The following is a 15,265-nucleotide window of genomic DNA, read 5'->3' as shown; positions in this document are numbered from 1 at the left end:
GCCTTCGGCTCATGCACCGATCGGATTTCACCCCGAAATCCGGCGCGGAAAATGACTCACTTTTCGCCGCCCTGCCCCGCCATGTTACGCAATCCACTGCCGACGCTCACCGCGAGGAACAGGATCGCCGCGACGCAGACGATGGTCGGCCCGGTCGGTGTGTCGAACATGAGCGCGCCCTGCAGCCCGCCCAGCACCGAAATCGCCCCGATCAGCGCCGATATCGCCGCCATTGCCTCGGGCGTGCGGGCGAACGGGCGCGCGGCGGCGGGCGGCACGATCAGCATCGCCGCGATCAGCAACACGCCGACCACCTTGATCGCCACCGCCACCACCACCGCCAGCGCCAGGGTCAACACCAACTGTTCGCGCCGGGGGTCGATGCCGCTGGCATGGGCCAGGTCGGGGTTCAGCGTCGCGGTCAGCAGCGCCGACCAGCGCCAGGACACCAGCGCCACGACCAGAACGGCACCGCCCCAGATCACCGCCAGGTCGACCCGTCCCACCGCCAGGATATCGCCGAAGAGATAGGCCATCAGGTCGATCCGCACACCCTTCAGGAACGACACCGCCACCAGCCCGAAGGCCAGCGCCGAATGCGCCATCACACCCAACAGCGTATCCATCGCGAACCCCCGCCCGCTCAGCACGCTGACCGTGGTCGCCATCACCAGCGCAACCGCCAGGGCCCCGGCGAACACCGACATGTTGAAGCTCAGCGCCAGCGCCACACCGAGGATCGAGGCATGCGCGGTCGCATCGCCGAAATAGGCCATCCGCCGCCACACCACGAAACATCCCAACGGCGCCGCCGCCAGCGCCACGCCCAGCCCGGCCAGTGCCGCGCGGGTCATGAAATTGTCCAGTATGTTCATTCCGCGGCCTCGTTGGGGTGGTCATGGTGATCATGCGCATGGTCGTGGTCGCAGCCTTCGTGGCTGTGGTCGTGATCGTGCCGGTACAGCGCCAGCGCCCCGCCGGTGCCAGTTCCGAACAGCGCCCGGTATTCCGGCGCCGAGGCGACGATTTCGGGCGTCCCGTGGCAACAGACATGCCCGTTGAGGCAGATCACCCGGTCGCTGGCGGCCATCACCACGTGCAGTTCATGGCTGACCATCAGCACGGCACAGCCCAATTCTGACCGCACCTCTTCGATCTGGCGGTAGAACGCCGCCGAACCCGGCTGGTCGAGCCCCTGCGTGGCCTCGTCGAGGATCAGCAGATCGGGATCGTCCAGCAGCGCCCGGGCCAGCAACACGCGCTGGAACTGCCCGCCGGACAGCCCGGCCATCTGGCGGGCCGCCAGACCGTGCAGCCCGGCCTTGTGCAGCGCCGCCTCGATCGCGCCGCGCGACACCCTCTTCGGCAGGCCAAGAAACCGCGCCACGGTCATCGGCAGCGTCGGATCGATATGTAGCTGTTGCGGCACGTAACCGACCCGCAGCCCCTTGGCCCGCTCGATCCGTCCCGCAACGGGCTTCAACGCCCCGATGATGGTTTTCATCAGTGTCGATTTGCCCGATCCGTTCGGTCCGACCACCGTCACGATTTCGCCCCGGTCGATGTGAAAATCCACATCCGACAGCGCCAGAACGCCGCCTTGACGGACGCTCAGTCCGGTGATTTCGATCAGGTGGGTCATGCCCCGCCAGCCTTTTTCCTTCTGCAGGCCGGGCACAGGCCCTCGGCTTCGACCACCGCCTGTTCGATCTCGAACCCGGCCTCCTCGGCGGCCGCTCCGAGATCGCCCTTGGACGGTTCCGCCGCCGCCTCGACCACTGCCCCGCATTCACGGCAGATCAGGAAGGCCGGGGTGTGACTTTCGCCCGGATAGGTGCAGGCGGTGAAGGCATTGAGACGCTCCACCTTGTGCGCGAACCCGTGCTTCACCAGGAAATCCAGCGCCCGGTAAGCGACCGGCGGCTGCGATCCCAGCCCCTCGGCCCGGAGCGTGTCGAGGATTTCGTAAGCCCCCATCGCCCGGTGTTCGGACAACAGGATTTCTATCACCCGCCGCCGCACCGGGGTCAGTTGCAGCCCCTTTGCCTGACAGGCCTCCGCCACGGAGGCGACTCCGTCGGCCATGCAATGGGCGTGATCGTGTTTTTCAAATCCGAGGGCGTTCATGCGTCTTCCAGACTTATCCGTTTTTTCGGCTTGTAATGTTATATTATTCCAAATACAAGCCGCCCCGACATGTTATAAGATAACAAAGGTGGACCCAAAAATGCTGAAGCCCGGCCTCGCCCTTCCCCTGATCGTCCTGGCACAAGCCACGCTGGCCGAGGTGCCGCAGGTGGTCACCGATATCGCCCCGATCCAGTCTCTGGCGGCACAGGTTATGGGGGATCTGGGCGGCCCCGCGATGATCGTGGAGCCGGGAGCCTCACCGCATGGCTACGCGCTGCGCCCGTCGCAGGCGCGGGCGCTGGAACAGGCCGACCTGGTGTTCTGGGTCGGTCACCCGCTGGCGCCGTGGTTAGAAACGCCGCTGGAACGTCTGGCCAGGCGGGCGACCATCGTCGAACTGCTGGAAACCGAAGGGACGATCGAACGACCGTTCCGCGCAACCGCCGTTTTCGCCCCCGATCATGGCGAGGACAGCCACGAGGACCACACGGACGAATCACATCAAGACGATGGCCACGAAGATCACGACCATGCCGGCACCGACCCGCATGCCTGGCTCGACCCGGAAAACGCGAAGGTCTGGCTCGGCGCGATGGCCGAGGCGCTGGCGCAAGCCGACCCCGAACATGCCGATACCTACCGCAGGAACGCCAAGGCCGCGCAGGACGATCTGGACCTTCAGATCGACCGGATAGAGGCGGTGCTGCGTCCGGTATCCGACCGCCCCTTCGTGGTATTCCATGACGCCTATCAGTATTTCGAAACCCGGTTCGGCCTGGCCGCCAGCGGCGCGATTTCGCTGAGCGACGCCTCGGCTCCCAGCCCGGCCCGGGTCCAGGATATCCGCGACGAAATCCAGCAGTACGGCGTTGTCTGCGTGTTTTCCGAACCGCAGTTCAATCCCGGCCTCGTCGCCACCGTGTTCGAAGGCAGCAACGCCCGCACCGCCGTGATCGACCCGATGGGCACGCAGCTGGAAACCGGCCCGTCACTTTACGGCGCGCTGCTGGATCAATTGGCCGGGCAGATGGCCGGATGCCTGAAAAAATGACCGGTTCAGGGGAATTGCAGAACACCAATCGACGGGGACCGTTCTGAATTCACGGGAAACATCGTTGCGAAACGTCGTAGTGTGAAGGACATTCATCGCTTCGTTTCGCGACGCGCACCGATTTCCGCGGTCACCGCCAAAACCAACATTGCAATGGCAAGTATGATGAGCAGGCCCGAAACGGCCCATCCCCCGAACACCAGAAACACGTAAAACGCAAAAAGCACGCTCGCGAAAAAGTCCGGTATATTTTCGCAATGCGCCGACGTTGAACTCGCGACGCATCCTCCCAGATATCCGATCAACCACAGGAGAAGCGGGAATCCGAGTATCCCCAAGGCCCAAAGGGTCAGCCAGCGACCGTTTTTGCTTTTGAAGCGAAATCCAAACACTGCACATCTCCTGATACCAGGCCATTTACCAGTGACGAACCATTGTATGTCAAACGTCGTTGGATCAGATACCAGCAATGGAATCGCCCTACGAAGCAATCGGTTGCCCCAGTATCGAAACCTGAGGTCCCCTTGGACCGGGCCCAAATCGAAGTGATATTCCACGGCCGAACGGCGCCCCACCGCGCAAAACATCGCTTTATTTTCCAGAACCGGATGGAGCTTGATGGACAGAGCGCTTATCCTGATTTTGAAATTCCCTGTTACTTCAAGCTTTGGCGATTCCATTGCGACACCTATCCACCCTTCTGCTTTGCGCGGCCCTTGCTGCGCCCGCCCCGGCCACCGCGCTGGACCGGTTGGATTTTTCGTTGCAGGGGGAGGAAAACAAGACCCTTCTCAAGCGGCTGCGCGGCGCCTCTTTGCTGCGTACTGCCAAACGTGAAGGCATCGACGACCCGCAGGACCTGTTTTCGACCGCTCTGGCCGATTACCGGCGGCTGGTCGAAACGCTTTACGCCCTGGGCTACTATTCCGGCATCGTCCATATCCGCATCGACGGGCGCGAAGCGGCGCTGATCCCGCCGCTCAGCCCGCCCCGCGCGATTTCGCAGATCGAGGTCAGCATCGATCCCGGCAAGCCTTTCCGCTTCGGTGAGGTCGACATCGCGCCACTGGCCCGGGGCACGCAACTGCCCGAGGATTTCCGCACCGGCGAACGCGCGCGCGCCGCAACCATCATCGACGCCGCCAGCGGCGCGGTGGCCAGCTGGCGCGATGCTGGCCATGCCAAGGCGCGCGTCAAGACGCAGGATCTGCAAGCCGATCACGCCAACCAGACGCTGACGGCACGGATCGGCCTTGCCCCCGGACCGCAGGTACGCTTCGGCGACCTGATCCTGTCGGGTAACACCAAGGTCCGCTCCGAACGTATCCGTCGCATCGCCGGGCTGCCCACCGGTGAGGTATTTTCCCCCGACGCGCTGGACAAGACCGCGAACCGGCTGCGCCGCACCGGGACCTTCCGCTCGGTCGCGGTGACCGAGGCGGATGATCTGGGCCCCGACAACCGGATGGATATCGGCCTAGCGTTGGTTGACGAGAAACCCCGCCGCTTCGGCGCCGGGATCGAATTGTCGAATTTCGAAGGGCTGGCCGTGTCAGGCTTCTGGATGCATCGCAACTTTCTGGGCGGGGCCGAACGGCTGCGGATCGAGGGCGAGATTTCCGGCATTGCCGGTGAAAGCAGCGGCGTGGATTATGACCTAGGCGCACGGATCGAACGCCCGGCCGCATTCGGGGCCGATACCGTGGGTTTTGCCTATTTCGACATGGCCAGCCTTGATGAACGCGATTACAGCGCCGACACGGTGACCGCCGGGATCGGCGCAACCCGGATTTTTTCCGACCATTTGCAGGGCAGCGTCGAATTCGCCCTGTCCTACAGCGAAACCAACGACGTCTACGGTGCCCGCGACTTCACCCTCGCCAGCCTGCCGATATCGCTGCAATGGGACCGGCGCGACGATATCCTGAACGCGACCCGCGGGCAGTATATCGATGCACGGCTGACCCCATTTGCCGGTCTGAACGGCGAAGCCTCGGGCGCGCAATTGAAATTCGACAGCCGGATCTACCGCCGGATGGATTCCGAGGGTCGGCTGGTGCTGGCCGGGCGGCTGCAGCTGGGATCGGTCGTCGGCACGGCATTGTCGCGGACCGCCCCGACCTACCTGTTCTATTCCGGCGGCGGCGGCACGGTGCGCGGCCAGCCCTATCAATCGCTGGCGGTGGATGTCGGCCCCGGCCGCATCGGCGGGCGCAGCTTTGCCGGGTTGTCGGCGGAAGCGCGGGCGAAACTGACGGACCGGATCAGTATCGTCGGATTTGCCGATGCGGGCTATATCGGCCGCGAAAGCTTCTATGACGGGTCAGGAAACTGGCACTCCGGCGCCGGGCTCGGCGTCCGCTATGACACCTCGGTCGGGCCGATCCGGCTGGATGTCGCAACCCCGCTCAGTGGCGACACCGGTGAAGGCGTGCAGGTTTATATCGGGATCGGGCAGGCTTTCTGATGCGCAAGTTTATCCTTCCCCTGCTTCTGATCGCGCCCCTGTCCGCTCCGGCGCAGGAAAACACCGGCCAGGACGATCGCGGCTATCTCGAGGCGCTGCTGGAGGATTCGCTGTCCAGCCCCGGCGCGCAGGTCGATATCACCGGGTTCGAGGGCGCGCTGAGTTCCACCGCCACCATCGAACGGCTCAGCATCGCCGACGCCGATGGCATCTGGTTGCAACTCGACAACCTGTCGCTCGACTGGAACCGCAGCGCGCTGCTGCGCGGCAATCTGCAGGTGAATGAACTTTCGGCCGGCGAAATCACCTTCGACCGGCTGCCACTGCCCGAAGAAACCGGCCTGCCCGCCGCCGAGGCGCCGGGCTTTGCCCTGCCCGACTTGCCGATCTCGGTCGATCTGGGCAAGCTTTCCGTTGGCAAGGCGACATTGGGCGCCGCGCTGCTGGGGCAGGAGTTGACGCTGTCGCTGAACGGGTCGGCAAAGCTGGTTTCCGGCGCGGGGTCGGCGAACCTGTCTGTCAGGCGGCTCGACGTGGCCGAAGGCGCGCTAGAGTTTTCCGCCAGTTTCTCGAATGAAACCAATATACTGTCACTTGATCTTGACCTGCATGAACCGGCTGGCGGGATCGTGGCCAGCCAGCTATCCCTGCCCGGTGGACCTGCCGTCGACCTGACCGTGAAAGGCGAAGGCCCGGTCGAAGATTTCGCCGCCGACCTGACGCTTGCCACCGACGGGCAGCAAAGGCTGCAGGGCAACCTGACGATGACCGCCACCAGCCGCGACGATCGGCCCGACGCGGTTACCGACCTTGTGTTCGGTGCCGAGATCGGGGGCGACCTCGCACCGCTTTTCGCCCCCGATTACCGCGCCTTCTTCGGCCCCGACATCCGGCTCAGGGCCGAGGGCAAACGGCTGGCCGAGGGCGATCTGCACGTCGACCAGTTGACGCTGAGTGCCGATGCGCTGTCCTTGCAGGGCAAGGCGCGGCTGTCGGCAGAGGGATGGCCCGAACTGCTGCAACTGGACGGGCAAATCCGGCCACGGCAGGGCGATACGGTGCTGCTGCCGCTTTCCGGGCCCGCAACCCGGCTGCGCGCGGCGGAAGTTTCGCTGAACTACGACGCGGCGCAAGGCGATGGCTGGCGCCTGAATGCGTTGCTCGACGGGCTCGAGCGCCCGGATATGCGGCTTGGCGCGGCCCGGGTGACCGGCACAGGCCGGCTGCAGCGCGGCGACGGGTCCAGCCTCGGGCAGGTCGCGGGGCAGATCGACCTGTCAGCCAGCGGGATCGGGTTTACCGATGCCGCCCTGCAGACCGCCATCGGAACGGACCTGCGCGGCAAACTCGGCTTTGACTGGTCCGAAAACGCACCGCTGAACCTGACCGGGATGGAACTGACGGGCGGCGATTACCGAACCGGCGGCGACCTGACGATTTCCGGCATCTCGGACCGGCTGAACATCGTGCTTGCCCCGGACCTGACGGTGAGCGCACAGGACCTGGCGCGGTTTTCGGTGCTCGCCGGACGCAGGCTGGGTGGTGCGGCCAGCGTCGCGATCAACGGTGAAATGCACCCGCTGTCGGGCCGGTTCGAGCTGACCATCGACGGCGAAACCCGCGACCTTGCATTGTCCCAGCCGCAGGTCGATCCGCTGTTGCAGGGGCGCGGAACGCTTCACCTGAACGCCTGCCGCGATGCGAACGGCAGTTCGGTCGAGGACCTGAGCATCGCAACAGATCACGTTGAAATCACGGGCGACGCGCGGCTGCGGACCGGGGCGGGATCGGCAGAACTTGCCGCCCGGATCACCGATCTGGCGCGGGTCGTCGAGGGTATCGGCGGCGCGGCAAAGGCCGAGCTCAGGGCCGATCTGAGCGGTGGACAATGGCAGGTCGACGCCAGGGCCGACGGGCCGGGTGGAGCGCAGGTCGCGGCCGTGGGCAGCGTGGCCGAGGATGCCACGACGATGAACATGGCGCTGACCGGTACCGCACCGCTGGCGCTTGCCAACCGGATATTGCGTCCGCGCCAACTGGCGGGGCTGGCGCGGATCGACCTGCGCCTTGATGGCGCGCCGTCACTGGCCGCGCTTTCCGGCGAAATCAGCACCAGCGGCGCCCGGCTGGCGCTGCCGACCCAGAGGCTGGCGCTGGAGGATATTTCCGGCGCGATCCGTCTGAACGGGGGCAGCGCGGTGATCGACATGTCGGCGGGGGTGTCCTCGGGCGGCCAGATCACGCTTCGCGGTCCGGTATCGCTCTCTCCCGGCTATGCCGCCGACCTGAGCGCCGATCTGACCGCGATCCACCTGACCGACCCGACGCTCTACGACACCACGCTGGACGGGCGCATCGGGATGACCGGGCCACTGTCGGGCGGCGCCCGGATCAGTGGCACCGTGACGCTTGGCGAAACCGAATTTCGGGTGCCCAGCACATCGGGGCCAAGCTATGCCGACCTGCCCGGGCTGAAGCATCGCAACGAACCGGCCGAGGTGCGCCGGGTGCGCAGCTGGGCCGGGCTGATCGAAACCTCCGGCAACGGCGGATCGGGACCGGCCTACGGGCTCGACCTGACGATCCGGGCACCGGCGCGGATTTTCGTGCGCGGGCGCGGGCTGGACGCGGAACTGGGCGGCGGCTTGCAGCTTCTGGGCAGCACCGACAACGTGGTGCCGCAGGGCCGCTTCGACCTGATCCGCGGACGGCTCGATATCCTTGGCAAGCGGCTGACCCTGACCGAGGGGCTGATCCGGCTGCAGGGCGCCTTCGATCCCTATATCCGTTTCGCCGCCGACACGGTGGCGGACGGGACCAGCGTGACGATCGCCATCGACGGATCGGCCAGCAATCCGGGGCTGAAATTCAGTTCCAGCCCGGACCTGCCGGAGGATGAAATCCTTGCCCTGGTGCTGTTCGGGCGCGGCATGTCGTCGATTTCGCCGCTGCAGGCGCTGCGGCTGGGCGCCGCAATCCGCACCCTGTCGGGCGGCGGTGGCGGCGGGCTGACCGGTGACCTGCGCCGGGGGCTGGCGCTGGACGATCTGGACCTGAGCACCAGCGAGGAAGGGGTCACCGAGGCGCGGGTGGGCAAGTATATCAGCGACAATATTTACAGCGAAGTGATCGTGGACACGACCGGCAACAGCCAGATCAACCTGAACCTGCAGATCAGCCCCAGCCTCACCGCGCGCGGCCGGCTGGGATCGGACGGGGAAACCGGCATCGGGGTGTTCTTCGAGAGGGATTACTGAGGGGCGGCGCTTCCGCTTTGCGCCAGGAAACAGCGGTCAGGGCAAAGGCCTGCCGACTATCTGTTTGCGGAACCTGAGTAATGCGCCCAAGGGGCACGGCGGAGACTCAGCGGACGAGAAGCAAGAGCATGATCAATCCGAATACCGCGCCACCTATCAGCAGGTACGTGGGATCCCTGGCGATTGATTCTGCCCAGTAGGACATGTCCCAACTGCCGAAGCCGCCGCCACCGGCGCCACCAGATGTCCCTTCCAAGGCAATTCCATATTCGACCATTGCTCCCTCCCCGAGGGGCACATGCTTCAAAGATAAGTTTAACCGAAAAAGCCGGAATTTCACATAGAAAGCCGGGGGATGAGACGCGCGGTTCCGACATCCGCGTCAGGCTCCGGTGCTTGCCCCGGATAGGATGTTGCGTGATCGCGAAACCCGGTCGCGTACAACCTCGTGCCACGCTCTTGGCGGCCATCCAGTGCACGCGTTCATCCCCCTTGCGCGCGCCCCGCGGTTTCGCCGGGCCGCGGCCCCCTGCCCTCTGCTTCCGGACAGGCTTGAAATCCGCGCCAATTCCGCCATCCTTAAAAAGAACAAAGAGGAAACAAATGTCCGCCGATTTTGCCGTCTGCTACCCGTTGAAACGCGGCCGCGCCCACGAGGCCTGCGGCCCCGGGGCAACCTATTTCGCCGCCACCTGCTGCAATTTCAGCGACAAGCCGGCGTTCTGGATCAGCCCGTCCTGGCAGCAGGGCGGGCTCAACCCCGAAGGGCTGGCCGCCTATTGCGATCCGACCCGACTGCTGCTGGCGCGAGCCGCGAGCCAGATCGACATTCTGGCGGTCGCCGAAGAGGCGCTGCGCTCGGGTGCGGTGGGGCTGGTGGTGGCGGAAATTTACGAACCGCTGTCCCTGACCCATGGCCGCCGGCTGCAACTGGCGGCCGAGGCGGGGCGGACGACCGGGCTGATCCTGACGCCCGACGGCATGGGCAGCAATGCGGCCGAAACCCGCTGGTGCTGCATGCCGCTCAGCGGCGACCGGGACTCGACTCTGCACCGCTGGGATCTTATAAAGAACAAATCAGGAACATTAGAGAATTGGGTGACTCGTTGGGATGCAACGGCGCGTCGTGTCATTGTGGTTTCCAAGGCTGGCGAGCGACCGCGCGCTGCGTCTGCGACCGGTTGAGGCGGCCTTTGCGCTGACCGCCAAGCAAAGCAATACGGACCGGCTGCACTGCCTCGACGCGCGGGCAGAACGGGCCGGGCTGGCGCGCGGAATGACCCTGTCGGATGCCCGCGCCTTGCAGCCCGATCTGATCACCCGCCCCGCCGACGCGCCGGGCGACGCGCGGTTCCTGCGGGCGCTGGCCCGCTGGGCCGGGCGCTATTGCCCCTGGGTGGGGCTGGAAGGTGCCGACGGTCTGGTGCTGGACGTCACCGGGTCGACGCATCTTTTCGGCGGCGAAACCGGGCTGATTGCGGATATGCGGATGCGGCTGAGCCGCGCCGGGATGGAAACCCGGATCGGGTTGGCCGACAGCCGCGGCGCGGCCTGGGCGCTGGCGCATTTCGGCGAAGGCATCGCCGCGCCGGGCCAGCCGTTGCAGGCGCTCGGCGATCTGCCGGTGGCGGCGCTCCGGATCGATCCGAAGCTGGTGATCGGGCTGGAACGGCTGGGGCTGCGCAGTATCGCCGATCTGCACGCCACCCCGCGCGCGCCGCTGGCGCGGCGGTTTGGCAACGGGGTGCTGCTGCGGCTGGATCAGGCTTTGGGCGCCCAGCCCGAACCGGTCACGCCGCTGGCCGATCCACCGCATTACGGCGTGCGGCTGACCCTGCCCGACCCGATCGGGTTGCTGGAGGACGTGCAGGCCGGCGCGGCGCGGTTGCTCGCGCAGCTTTGCAGCAAGCTCAGGCACCATGATCAGGGGGCGCGGGTGCTGCTGCTGACCCTGCGCCGGGTCGATCAGGCCAGCCAGCAGGTCGAATTGCGGCTGGCCCGCCCGATGAACGACCCGCAGGCGATCCTGCCGCTGTTCGACCGCGGACTGGCCGGGATCGAGGCCGGATTCGGCATCGACCAGCTGCGCCTTGCCGCCATTCAGGTCGAGGACCTGCCCCCGGCCCAGATCCAAAGCGCCGTCCGGCAAGACGAAAATGACGGGCTGGCGGCGCTGATCACCCGGATCGGCACGCGGATCGGGCTGGAAAACGTGCAGCGCTTCCTGCCCGCCGACAGCCATATCCCGGAACGCAGTTTCATCATCGCCGCCGCCGCGTTCAGCGACCCCGCGCCATCCTGGCCGCTGCTGCGGCCCCGCCCGCTGCGGTTGTTCCCGCCCGAACCGGTGGCCGGGACCGGCCGCACCCCGCCCGCCCGGTTCCGCTGGCGGCGAATGACCCTGCGCGTCGAACGGCAGGCGGGGCCGGAACGGCTGACCCCGGAATGGTGGCTGGAGGATGAAAGCTGGCGCAGCGGGCTGCGCGATTACTGGCGGGTGGAAACCGCGCAGGGCCGCAGGCTGTGGATGTTTCACACGCCGCAGCATCCCGGCTGGTACGTGCAGGGGGAATTCGCATGACGGACCGGGTCGAAAATGCGCCTTTTCCGGGGGCCGTTGCCGCCTATGCGGAACTCTGCTCCACCTCCAACTTCACCTTCCTCACCGGGGCCTCGCATCCCGAGGAACTGATCACCCGCGCCGCCGAACTGGGGCTGAGCGCGATCGCCATCACCGACCGCAATTCGCTGGCCGGCGTCGTGCGCGCCTATTCGGCGCTGAAGGAACTGCACCGCAGCAGCGCCGGTGCGATCGACATCCGGTCCGAACAGCGCAGCGATGCCTCGTCCCGCCAACCCGTCGGGCCGCGCAATCCGCTGCCGCGTCCCGGCACGCCCGCCCTGCCCCGGCTGATCACCGGCTGCCGCCTGGTGCTGCGCGACAGCCCGGTGGACTGGATCGCCCTGCCCCGCGACCGCGCCGCCTATGCCCGGCTGTCCCGCCTGCTGACGCTGGGCAAGCGCCGCGCGGCAAAAGGCGACTGTCACCTCGACCGGCGCGACCTGCTGGAAGGGGCCGAGGGCATGATCCTGATCGCCCTGCCGCAACAGGGGCTCGGCGGCCCCGCCCCGCGCCACATCGCGGCGCTCCGGCGGCGGTTCCCCGGTCAGGTCTTCCTTGGCGCGGCCCCGCGCTATGACGGCAGCGATCAGGACTGGTTCAACGCCTGCGCCCGCCTGGCGCTGCGGGTGTCGGCGCCGATGGTGGCGGTGGGCGACGTGTTGATGCATCACGGCAGCCGCCGGCAACTGGCCGATGTGCTGACCTGCATGCGCCACAACATCACCATCGACCAGATCGGCACCCGCGCCCTGCCCAATGCCGAACGCCGGCTGAAGGCGCCCGCCGACATGGCGCGGCTTTACCGCAACCATCCCGCCGCGCTTCGCCGCACGTCGGAAATCGCCGGGCAATGCTGCTTCGACCTCGGCGAACTCAGCTATGAGTACCCCGATGAGATTGCCGGGGCGGAGACCCCGCAGGGACGGCTGCGACGTTTGGCCTTCGACGGGCTGGCATGGCGCTGCCCAAACGGCATCCCCGAACGCTACGAGGCAATGGCGCGCAAGGAACTGGCGATGGTCGAAGACCTGGGCTTCGCGGCCTATTTCCTCACCGTGCATGACATCATGGCCCATGCCCGCAGCCTCGGCATCCTGTGCCAGGGGCGCGGGTCGGCGGCCAATTCGATCCTGTGCTGGGCGCTTGGCATCACCGATGTCAGCCCGGAACAGATTTCCATGGTGTTCGAACGGTTCGTGTCGAAATACCGTGGCGAACCGCCCGATATCGACGTCGATTTCGAACATGAACGGCGCGAGGAGGTGATCCAGCATATCTATGAAAAATACGGCCGTCACCGCGCCGGGCTCTGCGCCACCGTCATCCATTTCCGATCCCGCGCCGCGATCCGCGAGGTGGGCAAGGTGATGGGGCTTTCGCAGGATGTCACCGCCGGCCTGTCGGGCCAGATCTGGGGCTATTCCGGCAAGGGGCCGGACCCGGAGCGGATGCGCGACCTGGGGCTGGACCTGCAGGACCGGCGGCTGGCCCAGACCGTGCGGCTGATCCGCGACATCATCGGGTTCCCGCGCCACCTCAGCCAGCATGTCGGCGGCTTCATCATCACCAAGGGGCGGCTCGATGAGCTGTGCCCGATCGAGAACGCCGCGATGGAGGACCGCACCGTCATCGAATGGGACAAGGACGACATCGACGCCTTGGGCATCCTCAAGGTCGACGTGCTGAGCCTCGGCATGCTGAGCTGCCTGCGCCGGTCCTTCGACCTGCTCGAAAGCCATGAGGGCCACCGCCTGTCCATCGCCACCGTGCCGCAAGAGGATGCGGCGACCTATGGCATGCTCGGCATCGCCGACGCGGTGGGCGTGTTCCAGGTGGAAAGCCGGGCGCAGATGAATTTCCTGCCGAGGATGAAGCCCCGGACCTTCTACGACCTGGTGATCGAGGTCGCCATCATCCGCCCCGGCCCGATCCAGGGCGACATGGTGCACCCCTATATCAACCGCCGCCAGGGCCGCGAACGGGTCACCTTCCCTTCGCCGGAACTGGAACGGGTGCTGGGCAAAACGCTGGGCGTGCCGCTGTTTCAGGAACAGGCGATGCAGATCGCCGTGGTCGCGGCCGGTTTCAGCCCGGAAGAGGCGGACCGGCTGCGCCGCTCTCTCGCCACCTTCCGCCGCATGGGCACGATCGGCACCTTCCGCGACAGGTTCGTCGCCGGCATGCTGGCCAATGGCTATGACCAGGATTTCGCCGAACGCTGTTTCGGCCAGATCGAGGGCTTCGGCGAATACGGCTTTCCCGAAAGCCACGCGGCGGCCTTCGCCATGCTGGCCTATGTCTCGGCCTGGCTGAAATGCCACCACCCGGCGATCTTCGCCTGCGCGCTGCTGAATTCGCAGCCGATGGGGTTCTATGCGCCCGCCCAGATCGTGCGCGATGCGCGCGAACACCAGGTCGAAATCCGCCCCATTTGCGTCAACAGCAGCGCCTGGGATAACACGCTGGAACGCCGCGCCGACGGGCAATTGGCGCTCAGGCTGGGGTTCCGCCAGATCAAGGGCTTCCGCGAGGACGACGCCAGCTGGATCGTGGCAGCGCGGGGTAATGGTTATCCCGATCCCGAAAGCCTGTGGCTGCGCGCCGGCATCCGCCCCGCGGTGCTGGAGCGTCTGGCCGAGGCCGACGCCTTCGCCGTGATGGGCCTGACCCGGCGCGACGCGCTGTGGCAGGTCAAGACCATCCGCGCGCCCACGCCGCTGCCGCTGTTCGCCGACCCTATCGACGGCGAAAGCATCGACGAGCCGCAGGTGGACCTGCCGCAGATGCATCTGGGCGAGGAAGTGGTGGAGGATTACGTCGCCACGCGGCTGAGCCTGAAGGCCCACCCGATGGAGCTGATCCGCCCCGACCTGCCCGGCCTGACGCTGCATTCGGATCTCGCCACCGCGCCACTGAGCGGCTGCTCGGTCTGCGGGCTGGTGATCACCCGGCAGCGGCCCGGCACCGCCTCGGGGGTGATCTTCCTGACGCTGGAGGATGAAACCGGCGTGGCCAACGTGGTGGTCTGGCCCAAGGTCTATGACCGGTTCCGCGCGGTGGTGATGGGCGGGCGGCTGCTGAGGGTCAGCGGACATCTGCAGCGCGAAGGCATCGTGACCCACCTGATCGCCCGCGACATCAGCGATGAATCGCACCGGCTGTCCCGGCTGGGCCATCCGCTGGCGACCGAAATCGGCACCACACAGCCCCGGGCCGACGACGCCCCACGCCCCGCCCCGCGCGCCACCGCGCGGCATCCGCGGGAACAGGCGAAACGGCTTTTCCCCAGCCGGGATTTCCATTGACCGGCCACTCTCTGCCCGGCCCCGGAAAAAACTTCACGCCGGTGCGGAATTTTTGTAAAAACCCTCTGGACACCCCCCCCCTGCCTCGCCTAGAACGCCCCCACCCGAACGCAAGACGTTCACCCGTGCCCGGGTAGCTCAGGGGTAGAGCAGTGGATTGAAAATCCTCGTGTCGGTGGTTCGATTCCGCCCCCGGGCACCATTAAATCACTGAAATTGTTGATTTATTTGGCCCGTTGAAACCTTCGGATTTGGTCCGTAAAAGTTATACACAGTTATACACTCTTCCGACGGGTCTGATTTGGCCAAAGAATCCAAAAATCGAATACTCAAGATCAAACACCTCCGTAGGGTTAGGACCCATTGATTTCCGCCGGGTGGCGTGATTCACCGTTCGAAAAACGAGCGGTAAAATGTCTGACCTTTTCTGGC

The 15,265-nt window shown here is 66.1% G+C and carries 11 protein-coding genes and 1 tRNA gene; 7 read left to right on the top strand and 5 right to left on the bottom strand.

The features are described 5' to 3' along the window. Positions 1 to 56: 56 nt before the first annotated feature. From IT775_RS19130 to IT775_RS19120, 3 genes are read right to left on the bottom strand one after another with little or no spacing between them, the layout of a single operon-like run. Positions 57 to 875 (bottom strand): metal ABC transporter permease, encoded by an 819-nt coding sequence (locus IT775_RS19130; protein ID WP_212702848.1) that lies wholly within the window; start codon positions 873 to 875, stop codon positions 57 to 59. After that, a complete protein-coding gene (locus IT775_RS19125; protein ID WP_212702847.1) occupies positions 872 to 1,642 on the bottom strand; it encodes an ATP-binding cassette domain-containing protein in 771 nt (256 codons plus the stop codon). Before IT775_RS19125 ends, IT775_RS19130 begins: the two co-directional genes overlap by 4 nt. Further along, entirely contained in the window at positions 1,639 to 2,127 is a 489-nt protein-coding gene (locus IT775_RS19120) for a transcriptional repressor (RefSeq protein WP_212702846.1), read from the bottom strand. Before IT775_RS19120 ends, IT775_RS19125 begins: the two co-directional genes overlap by 4 nt. A 100-nt stretch (positions 2,128 to 2,227) precedes the next feature. Here IT775_RS19120 and IT775_RS19115 point away from each other — a divergent pair, with 100 nt between their 5' ends. After that, a complete protein-coding gene (locus IT775_RS19115) occupies positions 2,228 to 3,181 on the top strand; it encodes a zinc ABC transporter substrate-binding protein (protein WP_212702845.1) in 954 nt (317 codons plus the stop codon). 92 nt (positions 3,182 to 3,273) lie between these two features. Here IT775_RS19115 and IT775_RS19110 read toward each other — a convergent pair whose 3' ends face one another. Continuing rightward, on the bottom strand, positions 3,274 to 3,861 hold the full coding sequence (locus IT775_RS19110; protein ID WP_212702844.1) for a hypothetical protein: 588 nt from the start codon (positions 3,859 to 3,861) through the stop codon (positions 3,274 to 3,276). On the opposite strand from IT775_RS19110, the gene IT775_RS19105 reads away from it, so the two are divergent. Both IT775_RS19105 and IT775_RS19100 read left to right on the top strand, forming a co-directional pair. Then, on the top strand, positions 3,849 to 5,648 hold the full coding sequence (locus tag IT775_RS19105; RefSeq protein ID WP_246525743.1) for an autotransporter assembly complex protein TamA: 1,800 nt from the start codon (positions 3,849 to 3,851) through the stop codon (positions 5,646 to 5,648). The genes IT775_RS19110 and IT775_RS19105 overlap by 13 nt on opposite strands. Next, positions 5,648 to 8,905: a translocation/assembly module TamB domain-containing protein gene (locus IT775_RS19100; RefSeq protein ID WP_212702843.1), complete on the top strand. Its 3,258-nt coding sequence runs from the start codon at positions 5,648 to 5,650 to the stop codon at positions 8,903 to 8,905. Before IT775_RS19105 ends, IT775_RS19100 begins: the two co-directional genes overlap by 1 nt. A gap of 106 nt (positions 8,906 to 9,011) precedes the next feature. Here IT775_RS19100 and IT775_RS19095 read toward each other — a convergent pair whose 3' ends face one another. Beyond that, complete coding sequence (locus IT775_RS19095; RefSeq protein WP_212702842.1) at positions 9,012 to 9,182, bottom strand: hypothetical protein; 171 nt, start codon at positions 9,180 to 9,182, stop codon at positions 9,012 to 9,014. A gap of 326 nt (positions 9,183 to 9,508) precedes the next feature. Here IT775_RS19095 and IT775_RS19090 point away from each other — a divergent pair, with 326 nt between their 5' ends. The 4 genes from IT775_RS19090 (at position 9,509) to IT775_RS19075 (ending at position 15,035) form a co-directional block, all read left to right on the top strand. Then, on the top strand, positions 9,509 to 10,090 hold the full coding sequence (locus IT775_RS19090; RefSeq protein ID WP_212702841.1) for an ImuA family protein: 582 nt from the start codon (positions 9,509 to 9,511) through the stop codon (positions 10,088 to 10,090). Continuing rightward, the gene (locus IT775_RS19085; RefSeq protein ID WP_212702840.1) at positions 10,017 to 11,486 is read left to right on the top strand and encodes a Y-family DNA polymerase; all 1,470 of its coding nucleotides are present in this window, start codon (positions 10,017 to 10,019) and stop codon (positions 11,484 to 11,486) included. The genes IT775_RS19090 and IT775_RS19085 overlap by 74 nt, the downstream gene beginning before the upstream one ends. Continuing rightward, on the top strand, positions 11,483 to 14,833 hold the full coding sequence (locus IT775_RS19080; protein ID WP_212702839.1) for an error-prone DNA polymerase: 3,351 nt from the start codon (positions 11,483 to 11,485) through the stop codon (positions 14,831 to 14,833). The genes IT775_RS19085 and IT775_RS19080 overlap by 4 nt, the downstream gene beginning before the upstream one ends. A 127-nt stretch (positions 14,834 to 14,960) precedes the next feature. Next, positions 14,961 to 15,035, top strand: a tRNA-Phe gene (locus tag IT775_RS19075). The last annotated feature ends 230 nt before the right edge of the window (positions 15,036 to 15,265 follow it).

This window comes from Thalassovita aquimarina (assembly GCF_018219815.1).
Taxonomy (GTDB): Bacteria; Pseudomonadota; Alphaproteobacteria; order Rhodobacterales; family Rhodobacteraceae; genus Thalassobius; species Thalassobius aquimarinus.
The sequence above is the reverse complement of the archived record's forward strand: the minus strand, read 5'-3'. Positions and strand labels throughout refer to the sequence as shown.